At 63.9% G+C, this 10,717-nt stretch carries 3 protein-coding genes, 3 rRNA genes and 1 pseudogene; 2 read left to right on the top strand and 5 right to left on the bottom strand.

The genetic code is table 11. The features are described 5' to 3' along the window. Nucleotides 1-1,415 precede the first annotated feature (1,415 nt). Nucleotides 1,416-1,981: pseudogene (locus GQS52_RS28405) on the top strand (helix-turn-helix domain-containing protein); the annotation flags it as partial. A 337-nt stretch (nt 1,982-2,318) separates the two neighbouring features. Here the strand turns inward: GQS52_RS28405 and GQS52_RS14335 are convergent. Beyond that, a complete protein-coding gene (locus GQS52_RS14335) occupies nt 2,319-2,750 on the bottom strand; it encodes a nuclear transport factor 2 family protein (RefSeq protein WP_259370776.1) in 432 nt (143 codons plus the stop codon). 88 nt (nt 2,751-2,838) lie between these two features. On the opposite strand from GQS52_RS14335, the gene GQS52_RS14330 reads away from it, so the two are divergent. After that, nucleotides 2,839-3,408: a PadR family transcriptional regulator gene (locus GQS52_RS14330; protein WP_182313815.1), complete on the top strand. Its 570-nt coding sequence runs from the start codon at nt 2,839-2,841 to the stop codon at nt 3,406-3,408. A 549-nt stretch (nt 3,409-3,957) separates the two neighbouring features. Here the strand turns inward: GQS52_RS14330 and GQS52_RS14325 are convergent. The 4 genes from GQS52_RS14325 to GQS52_RS14310 all read right to left on the bottom strand — a co-directional run bounded on the left by GQS52_RS14325 (nt 3,958) and on the right by GQS52_RS14310 (nt 10,143). Continuing rightward, nucleotides 3,958-4,494, bottom strand: coding sequence for a DUF4232 domain-containing protein (locus GQS52_RS14325; protein WP_259370775.1), 537 nt, complete (start codon nt 4,492-4,494; stop codon nt 3,958-3,960). 507 nt (nt 4,495-5,001) lie between these two features. After that, nucleotides 5,002-5,118 (bottom strand): 5S ribosomal RNA (rrf, locus tag GQS52_RS14320). 92 nt (nt 5,119-5,210) lie between these two features. Next, nucleotides 5,211-8,324: ribosomal RNA gene (locus tag GQS52_RS14315) — 23S ribosomal RNA — on the bottom strand. Nucleotides 8,325-8,617: 293 nt separating this feature from the next. After that, nucleotides 8,618-10,143 (bottom strand): 16S ribosomal RNA (locus GQS52_RS14310). Together the 16S, 23S and 5S rRNA genes form the textbook arrangement of a ribosomal RNA operon. Nucleotides 10,144-10,717 lie beyond the last annotated feature (574 nt).

Below are 10,717 nucleotides of genomic sequence, written 5' to 3'. Positions count from 1 at the left end.
GATTGGCTGCCCGGGGACCGACCGGAGTCGGCTCTCACACGGGGCAACCCGGAGAACATTACGCATCGGGCGCCCCCGCGTCAAACCCCGTGGTTGCCGCCTGCCCAGCACCGGTGCCGGAGGGAAAAATGCGCTCGGGAACCACGCACGAGACGTCCCCAGCGTCGGGCGATCACCTGTGTGCCTGACCTGTCGATGCTCCCGAAGCCGCACTCGGCAGTCCAGCCCGTCCGCCGGCCGGCCGACCGTGGAGAGCACCATCGATCCGGTCGGGGCAGTCCGTCCAACGGCCTCACGATGCTCGAAGGCAGCCATGGAGTTCTGTCGACGTGCCGCCCGCTCCCGCCGGGAAGGTCAGCAGCTGCCCGTGCGTACAAGTGCACCGTCAAGGCGCGGGCTCCTCCTGGTCGCCGTCGGCCGGGGACCGGCCGGCCCGGGAAGAACGGCGCGCGCATGCCGGGATCGTTCACGAGGACACCAGGACGGGCTCACCCTCTGTGGACCTCCTGGGGTCGAAGGTCCTTGCGTTCAGGCTCGAGGGGGCGGGCAGAATCCGGCGTCGGGTGTCGGCCCAGGGTACTCGGCAGGAGTCCGGCAGGAAAGAGGCGCCGCGGTGGTCGGACAGGACTGGATTCCCGAATGCAGGGCCCGCGTCTCCTGCCCGCTTCGGGAAGATCCCGGGGTTCGCCTCACAGGCGCCGTTTCCTCGGCGTCACAGGGAGCGGCAGGGTCCGTGCTGAACCGCCGAGACCTCTCGGGCGACCATGCGGGCGAGGGCGAAGTGCGGGCGAGCGGCAGCACGTTGCTGTTCAGCCATGGTGACAAGGCACCGGGTACGGGGCTCAAGAGGTCTTCCTTGCCGGTGCCACGGGCTGTCCGGTCCGGCGTGGTTCGAACGCAGAGCCGCTCGGGGCCTCGATCGCGGTACTGACCGTGCTGCTCAGGGCTGAGCCTCGCCGAGCTCCGTGGACGAGCCGCGGTCCGTCGCGTTGGAACGCGCACCGCCGCCAGGTCCTCGCCGTACTGCTGCCGTGTCGGGGAGGCACGGCCTTCCCCTGGGAGCAAACGGCCGGGCGAAACCAACGACCAGGTGCGCGGCCCCTCCTGGGCAGGCAGTGACGTGCACGGCTCTTGCAGGGGGCGATGCCCGGCTGTCCTTGCTCGAGCAGACCGATCCAGGACGACCGAAGCCATCGGTCCCGCGCCGGCTCCGAACCGCACCGGGACCTGCCGGCCCTGAACTTCCTGCATTCCCCGAAGGACGCGCCCCGGGCGACGCCGTACCGGAGGACAACAGCTGGGGCACCCGCTACCCACCCTCCACCTTCGTGCAGCACGTCCGTAGGACGCTCAAAGGGCCTGTGTCGACCTCGCTGCCTCTCAGCACTGCAAGCAACGTGCCGACCCGCAACCGCATCGGGCCGGCACGGCACGGTCGGAACGACCGGCCGGCTGAGCGGGTGCGGGTCGGTGAGATCGATGACGATGAGGGCCGGCGGCGGCTGCGGATCCATCTGCCGCGGCAGCGGGTCGGTGGTGACCTGGCGGCGCGCGCAGATGGTGCTGCTGTCCGCGCAGGGCATGCCGGTGGCGGAGATCGCCAAGGTGAGCTTCACCAGCGCGGACCGGGCGAGGGACGTGCTCCACAACTTCAACGGCGACGGCGACGTCATACCCGAGCCGTGAGGACCGGAGGCGATGCTCTGCCTGGACGAGTTCGGCTCGCACGACCTCCAGCCGCTCCCTGCGCAGCCTCTACCCACCGGAGGTCCGCATCGCGATCGTCTGCGGCAACCACTCCCCGCACCTGACCACCAAGTGCTGCCGCCGGGTCGCGGACCGGGCCGGGACCAGCAACGTCGAGATCGCCCACACCCCGACCAACTCCTCCTGAATCAGCAGGATCGAAGCCCGGTTCACCGCACTGCGTTACTTCGCCGTCGCCGGTGCCGACCACGCCGGCCACAAAGAGCAGGGCAGCGGAATGACCTGCCCGTCCCAGCCGCCCGTGCTCAGCAATGCGGGCCGCACCCAGTGGCGACTGCTCGGGAAGCAGACTCGTCCACTCACTCGCGCCGTTGTGGCAGCTCAGCTATTCACGCAGCTCGACGGGGAACTGCACGCCGAGCACCCGTTGAACCGACTCCAGCTCGCCCGGCGTGCCAGGAGGGCGGAGCAGCGCCAACGTCGCCGGTGCATGTGCCGCCAGCCATGCGTCGATCCGCCCCACACACAACGACGACACCGAGAACACAGCGTGCTCGCCCTGTCCGGCCTGCTCAACCTGTCCGGCAGGGCGAACGTTGCCCGATGCGGTGCTAGCCGTTGGTCGGAGTCGGAACAATGCCGTCTGCGACGAGGCCCGCGAGCACCGCATCGCTCAGGGCCTGTACCGCGGACAGCGGCCGGACCATCACCGTGAACTCCTTGATCCTTCCTGCTTCGTCGAACTGCAGCAGGTCGATGCCGTGGATCTGCTTGCCGCCCACGGTCGCCCGAAAGAGGAGCACGGCCGAGGGGGCTTCGGCGCCGTCGGCGCTGGTCTCGGCCGTCCCCTCGAAGTCCCCGACGTAACGGAAGTCCTCGAAGGTGCGCAGCAGGACGCCGAAAAGACCCAGCACCATGGGCCTGCCCTCGAAAGGCGTGAACTTCACCGGGCTGTAGAAGCGGATGTCCTCGGTGAACAGTTCGTCCAGCGCGGTGAGGTCGCGCTCCTCGACGGCGGCACGAAAGCGGTCTGCGGTCGTCACGGCTGCTCCTTCATAGTCAGGAAATTGATTAGTCATTTTATTGACTATCATGGCGAGGAGCCCGACGGAAGAGGGAGGAGTCGTCCCCGTGGCATTGCGTCATGCCGTCCTCGCGGCGCTGCTGGACGAGGAGCTCAGCGGGTACCAGCTGGCCAAGTCGTTCGACGCGGGTGTGGCGAACTTCTGGCACGCCCTGCCCCAGCAGCTGTACGCCGAACTGGCCAAGCTGGAGAAAGAAGGTCTGGTCGCAGGCCGGGAGGTGGTCCAGGACACCCGGCCCAACAAGCGCCTCTTCAAAGTCACCGAGGCCGGTCACGACGAACTGCAGCAGTTCACGGCAACCGCCACCAAACCCTCGTTCATACGTGACGACCTGCTCGTCAAGGTCCAGGCCGTCGACCACGTCGACGCCGACGAGGTGATCGCACAGCTCACCGAGCGAGCCGTCTTCGCCGAAGCCAAGATCGAGCTCTTCGACGGGCTCCTGCGGCGGATGCGGGGAGGCAGGAGCGAGGAGGAGTTCCTGCGCCACGGCGAGCGGATCGGCCCTTACTTGACCTGCCTGCGCGGCCTCGCCTTCGAACAGGGCAACCGGGACTGGTGCCGGCGGAGCGCAGCAGTCCTGCGGGAAATGCGAACGGCTCGCGCCGAGCCCTGAGTACGTGCTTCACGCCGTCCCGGAGCAGAGCCGGACGCATGCTTCGGCGACGGATACGGCGTCTCGGCTCTGCATGGTCCTGCCGACCGCCTCGTCGAGCGATCCGTAACGGCAACTCCGTTCCCCGCGCCACGGGTTGATTCTTTCCGGCCGCGGGAGCCCAACGCGTGCTCTTCGCCCTCCGCCGCCCCCCGCAGCGTCCTCGCCCACCGGACAGTGCCCCTCGGCCAGGTCGCAGCTGATCCGCTCGATGAACGTCGTCGTCGGCGCCGCGGTGATCCCGGCCCGCAGTTCACGGATCGCCGACTCCACTGCGTCCGCGGTCGGGTTCTCCGCCTCCCGCCGGCACCTCGGCGGATCTTCACCGATCACCGCCGGTCACACAGTCCGGTGCGCGGTCCCCGGAGAGCACGTGACCTCCTTCGAGCGGACTGCGGACGGCGACTCCGGAGGAAGGGCCGGCGCACGGCAGGACATCCTGTCGTGCGCCGGCCCACTTCTCCGGGATTCGGACTGCCTGCCCCGGGCTTCCGGATCAGGCTGCTCCGGTCAAGGGGCGTACATGAGCAGAGTGCTCTCCGCCTCCGCCGACGAGGAGAGCCACCGGGTCGTCAGAGGGTCGTAGACGAGGACTGTGCCCTCGAACCGCGTTCCGTAGTAGGCCGGCGAGGTGGCCACGGAGATGGCCCCGACAACACGTGCCTGGTCCATGTCGCGTTCGGCGATGGTCTGCATCGCCGCATAGGCGGTGTCCTGCGGGTGAAGGGTGTGGGTCGTCTCCTGGCCCTCCGGCACGTGCATCGCGGCTCCGTCGAGGCCCTCGAAGGTGATGCTCGGCCCGGTGACCGTGCACGCCTTCCGGGCTGTGTTGGTCACCGACATCTCGATGACGTTGGCGTGTTCGCCGGAGGGACTGGCCTGCACCCTCACCTCGCGCTCCGTGCACGGCCTGACGGCCCGCTCCGCGGGGCGCACGGCTGAAGCCCGCTGCCCAGTGTCCTGTGCAGCAGCGGCAGGGGCGGCACCGAGGGTTGTGCCGAGCGCCGCGACGACAGCACCGGCGGCCAGAAGTCCTTGGGTACGCATACGCCTTTTCCACCTCTCCATGGCGAATCGATCCTCTTGCCTGCTCTGTGCCCAGTCGGACAACCGGGATGCCTCTCTGGTTGCCCTCTCCCAGCAAAGCTTCGGTCCGGCTTCCACTGTCGGCGTTCTGAGAGCTGGCTTCTGGCGCCCGACGCCGCTGCGGCCGTCCGCTGCGGACGACCATCACGGCCGCCAGGTGGCTGCCCCAGCTGTTTCGGGGCGGGGAGGCTGTTTCGGGGCGGGAAGGAGGATGCGAAGAGCCCCCCGGCTCCTCGAGTGGCGCCCGGCCATCACCGCACGAGGCACGCTTTCCTCTGAAAGACGCGGCAGGGGCACACGCTCGGTGCCCGTATTCGCCGGTCGAGGCCCGGCGCCCAACGGCGGTCCTCGGACCGTTCCGCTGCCCGCGGCCCCCGCGGAAGCGCCGCGGGAATCGCGCGGAACGCAGAAAAGGGCCCGGTCCCGGAAGTCGATTCCTCGACTCCCGGGACCGGGCCCGTAAAATTTGTTCGGCGGTGTCCTACTCTCCCACAGGGTCCCCCCTGCAGTACCATCGGCGCTGAAAGGCTTAGCTTCCGGGTTCGGAATGTGACCGGGCGTTTCCCTAACGCTATAACCACCGAAACGCTGTGAAGCTGCCGGCCGGAACACCAACCCCGCACGGGGGTGGGCTCGGCGGCCGTTACTTCAGAACCACACAGTGAACGCGAGCAGCTATGGACAAGTCCTCGGCCTATTAGTACCAGTCAGCTCCACCGGTTGCCCGGCTTCCACATCTGGCCTATCAACCCAGTCGTCTACTGGGAGCCTTACCCCCTCACGGGGTGGGAGCCCTCATCTCGAAGCAGGCTTCCCGCTTAGATGCTTTCAGCGGTTATCCCTCCCGAACGTAGCCAACCAGCCATGCCCTTGGCAGGACAACTGGCACACCAGAGGTTCGTCCGTCCCGGTCCTCTCGTACTAGGGACAGCCCTTCTCAAGACTCCTACGCGCACAGCGGATAGGGACCGAACTGTCTCACGACGTTCTAAACCCAGCTCGCGTACCGCTTTAATGGGCGAACAGCCCAACCCTTGGGACCGACTCCAGCCCCAGGATGCGACGAGCCGACATCGAGGTGCCAAACCATCCCGTCGATATGGACTCTTGGGGAAGATCAGCCTGTTATCCCCGGGGTACCTTTTATCCGTTGAGCGACGGCGCTTCCACAAGCCACCGCCGGATCACTAGTCCCTACTTTCGTACCTGCTCGACCCGTCGGTCTCACAGTCAAGCTCCCTTGTGCACTTACACTCAACACCTGATTGCCAACCAGGCTGAGGGAACCTTTGGGCGCCTCCGTTACCCTTTAGGAGGCAACCGCCCCAGTTAAACTACCCACCAGACACTGTCCCTGATCCGGATCACGGACCCAGGTTAGACATCCAGCACGACCAGAGTGGTATTTCAACGACGCCTCCACACGCACTGGCGTGCATGCTTCACCGGCTCCCACCTATCCTACACAAGCCGAACCGAACACCAATATCAAGCTGTAGTGAAGGTCCCGGGGTCTTTCCGTCCTGCTGCGCGAAACGAGCATCTTTACTCGTAGTGCAATTTCACCGGGCCCGTGGTTGAGACAGTCGAGAAGTCGTTACGCCATTCGTGCAGGTCGGAACTTACCCGACAAGGAATTTCGCTACCTTAGGATGGTTATAGTTACCACCGCCGTTTACTGGCGCTTAAGTTCTCAGCTTCGCCCGTCCGAAGACGAGCTAACCGGTCCCCTTAACGTTCCAGCACCGGGCAGGCGTCAGTCCGTATACATCGCCTTACGGCTTCGCACGGACCTGTGTTTTTAGTAAACAGTCGCTTCTCGCTGGTCTCTGCGGCCACCACCAGCTCAGGGCGCAAAGCCCGTCACCGGCCGTGGCCCCCCTTCTCCCGAAGTTACGGGGGCATTTTGCCGAGTTCCTTAACCACGGTTCACCCGAACGCCTCGGTATTCTCTACCTGACCACCTGAGTCGGTTTAGGGTACGGGCCGCTTCGCTGCTCGCTAGAGGCTTTTCTCGACAGCATAGGATCATCCACTTCACCACAATCGGCTCGGCATCAGGTCTCACCCTGCATGGAGGACGGATTTGCCTATCCTCCGGGCTACACCCTTACCCCGGGACAACCACCGCCCGGGCTGGACTACCTTCCTGCGTCACCCCATCGCTCACCTACTACCCCCTCGGGCCGGCGGCTCCACCAACCAGCGGTCCGAAGACCACCGGCGGCTTCACGGCCTTAGCATCAGAGGGTTCAGCGTGGGCGCTTCGAAGCGGGTACGGGAATATCAACCCGTTGTCCATCGACTACGCCTGTCGGCCTCGCCTTAGGTCCCGACTTACCCTGGGCAGATCAACTTGACCCAGGAACCCTTAGTCAATCGGCGCAAGAGTTTCCCACTCTTGTATCGCTACTCATGCCTGCATTCTCACTCGTGAACCGTCCACAACTGCCTTCCGGCGCTGCTTCACCCGGCACACGACGCTCCCCTACCCATCACAGTCCCCGTTGGGGGTACGTACTGCAATGACACGACTTCGGCGGTACGCTTGAGCCCCGCTACATTGTCGGCGCGGAATCACTTGACCAGTGAGCTATTACGCACTCTTTCAAGGGTGGCTGCTTCTAAGCCAACCTCCTGGTTGTCTCTGCGACTCCACATCCTTTCCCACTTAGCGTACGCTTAGGGGCCTTAGTCGATGCTCTGGGCTGTTTCCCTCTCGACCATGGAGCTTATCCCCCACAGTCTCACTGCCGCGCTCTCACTTACCGGCATTCGGAGTTTGGCTAAGGTCAGTAACCCGGTAGGGCCCATCGCCTATCCAGTGCTCTACCTCCGGCAAGAAACACACGACGCTGCACCTAAATGCATTTCGGGGAGAACCAGCTATCACGGAGTTTGATTGGCCTTTCACCCCTAACCACAGGTCATCCCCAGGTTTTCAACCCTGGTGGGTTCGGTCCTCCACACGGTCTTACCCGCGCTTCAACCTGCCCATGGCTAGATCACTCCGCTTCGGGTCTTGGGCGCGCTACTCAATCGCCCTGTTCGGACTCGCTTTCGCTACGGCTTCCCCACACGGGTTAACCTCGCAACACACCGCAAACTCGCAGGCTCATTCTTCAAAAGGCACGCAGTCACGAGGACGAGCAAGCTCGTCCCGACGCTCCCACGGCTTGTAGGCACACGGTTTCAGGTACTATTTCACTCCGCTCCCGCGGTACTTTTCACCATTCCCTCACGGTACTATCCGCTATCGGTCACCAGGGAATATTTAGGCTTAGCGGGTGGTCCCGCCAGATTCACACGGGATTTCTCGGGCCCCGTGCTACTTGGGTGGCGTTCAAGAGAGCCGCTGATGTTTCGTCTACGGGGGTCTTACCCTCTACGCCGGGCCTTTCGCATGCCCTTCGACTACACCAACGGTTTCTGACTCTCCCAGCCGCCGGCAGACGACTGAAGAACACTCCCACAACCCCCGCCACGCAACCCCTGCCGGGTATCACACGTAACGGGTTTGGCCTCATCCGGTTTCGCTCGCCACTACTCCCGGAATCACGGTTGTTTTCTCTTCCTGCGGGTACTGAGATGTTTCACTTCCCCGCGTTCCCTCCACACTGCCTATGTGTTCAGCAGCGGGTGACAGCCCATGACGACTGCCGGGTTTCCCCATTCGGACACCCCCGGATCACAGCTCGGTTGACAGCTCCCCGGGGCCTATCGCGGCCTCCCACGTCCTTCATCGGTTCCTGGTGCCAAGGCATCCACCGTGCGCCCTTAAAAACTTGGCCACAGATGCTCGCGTTCACTATGTAGTTCTCAAGCAACGACCAGACACCCGAACCATGCACGGGCCACCTGCCCCTCACAGGGCGGTTTGGCACCAGTCCGGGACCGGCACTGAGAAAACTCACGTTCCCTCAGGACCCAACAGCGCGCCCGGCCCAGCCGATCGGTGACCCCTGCGTTCCACGCCGAAGCAGTACTAGCAGACCCACCAAAACCAACTGTGCCGAATAGTCAACGTTCCACCCATGAGCGACCATCACGGGGCGTTCGCCCGTGACTGGCGTGTGCTCCTTAGAAAGGAGGTGATCCAGCCGCACCTTCCGGTACGGCTACCTTGTTACGACTTCGTCCCAATCGCCAGTCCCACCTTCGACGACTCCCTCCCACAAGGGGTTGGGCCACCGGCTTCGGGTGTTACCGACTTTCGTGACGTGACGGGCGGTGTGTACAAGGCCCGGGAACGTATTCACCGCAGCAATGCTGATCTGCGATTACTAGAGACTCCGACTTCATGGGGTCGAGTTGCAGACCCCAATCCGAACTGAGACCGGCTTTTTGAGATTCGCTCCACCTCGCGGTATCGCAGCTCATTGTACCGGCCATTGTAGCACGTGTGCAGCCCAAGACATAAGGGGCATGATGACTTGACGTCGTCCCCACCTTCCTCCGAGTTGACCCCGGCAGTCTCCTGTGAGTCCCCATCACCCCGAAGGGCATGCTGGCAACACAGAACAAGGGTTGCGCTCGTTGCGGGACTTAACCCAACATCTCACGACACGAGCTGACGACAGCCATGCACCACCTGTACACCGACCACAAGGGGGCTGACATCTCTGCCAGTTTCCGGTGTATGTCAAGCCTTGGTAAGGTTCTTCGCGTTGCGTCGAATTAAGCCACATGCTCCGCCTCTTGTGCGGGCCCCCGTCAATTCCTTTGAGTTTTAGCCTTGCGGCCGTACTCCCCAGGCGGGGAACTTAATGCGTTAGCTGCGGCACGGACGACGTGGAATGTCGCCCACACCTAGTTCCCAACGTTTACGGCGTGGACTACCAGGGTATCTAATCCTGTTCGCTCCCCACGCTTTCGCTCCTCAGCGTCAGTATCGGCCCAGAGATCCGCCTTCGCCACCGGTGTTCCTCCTGATATCTGCGCATTTCACCGCTACACCAGGAATTCCGATCTCCCCTACCGAACTCTAGCCTGCCCGTATCGACCGCAGACCCGGGGTTAAGCCCCGGGCTTTCACGACCGACGCGACAAGCCGCCTACGAGCTCTTTACGCCCAATAATTCCGGACAACGCTCGCACCCTACGTATTACCGCGGCTGCTGGCACGTAGTTAGCCGGTGCTTCTTCTGCAGGTACCGTCACTTGCGCTTCTTCCCTGCTGAAAGAGGTTTACAACCCGAAGGCCGTCATCCCTCACGCGGCGTCGCTGCATCAGGCTTGCGCCCATTGTGCAATATTCCCCACTGCTGCCTCCCGTAGGAGTCTGGGCCGTGTCTCAGTCCCAGTGTGGCCGGTCGCCCTCTCAGGCCGGCTACCCGTCGTCGCCTTGGTGGGCCATCACCCCACCAACAAGCTGATAGGCCGCGGGCTCATCCTGCACCGCCGGAGCTTTCCACCCCCCAAGATGCCCTGGAGGGTCGTATCCGGTATTAGCCCGGGTTTCCCCGGGTTGTCCCAGAGTGCAGGGCAGATTGCCCACGTGTTACTCACCCGTTCGCCACTGATCCACCCCGAAGGGCTTCACCGTTCGACTTGCATGTGTTAAGCACGCCGCCAGCGTTCGTCCTGAGCCAGGATCAAACTCTCCGTGAATGTATGAAACATCGCGGCAGAGCGGCGCAGGCCGAAGGAATGATCCGGCCCGCGCACAGCGTCCTCGCTGTGTGTCGCCTCCCGCCGGCACTGCCCGCGGAAGGACTTTTTCAAAGGAACCTCAAGCAGCACCCGGAAGAAGAATTCCGGCGACTGCCCGGGGTGTTTTATAGTCTGGCGTTGACTTTTGGCACGCTGTTGAGTTCTCAAGGAACGGAAGCTTCCTTCGAAACCGTCTCACCGGTTCCTCCGGGCTTTCCCTTCGTGTTTCCCAGCCTACCAGACCCGCTTTCGCGTTTCCGGCCCCCGCTGGGAGGGTTTGCCGGCCCGGCCCTTTCCGGCCGTTCCGACGACTCCGAAACTCTATCACCGATTCGGAGTGCCTCTCTTTTCGGATAACCGACACGCTGAAAGCCGCGAGGCTCTTCGCTCGTGTTGGTTGCCGAGAGATCGGCTTGTCCGTCACCGGGGACCCTGAGGCCCCCAGGAACTGTTCAACTCTACACCCGGCCCTGCGCAGGTTTCAAACCTCGGCGCCAGCAAATTTTTCGTCACGGTGGGTGTGCCGCTCCTT

Origin of the sequence: Streptomyces sp. SCUT-3, assembly GCF_014083985.1 — a bacterium.
Lineage (GTDB): Bacteria > Actinomycetota > Actinomycetes > Streptomycetales > Streptomycetaceae > Streptomyces_H > Streptomyces_H thermolineatus.
Note: the sequence above shows the minus strand (reverse complement) of the source record. Positions and strands in the feature narration are given on the sequence as shown.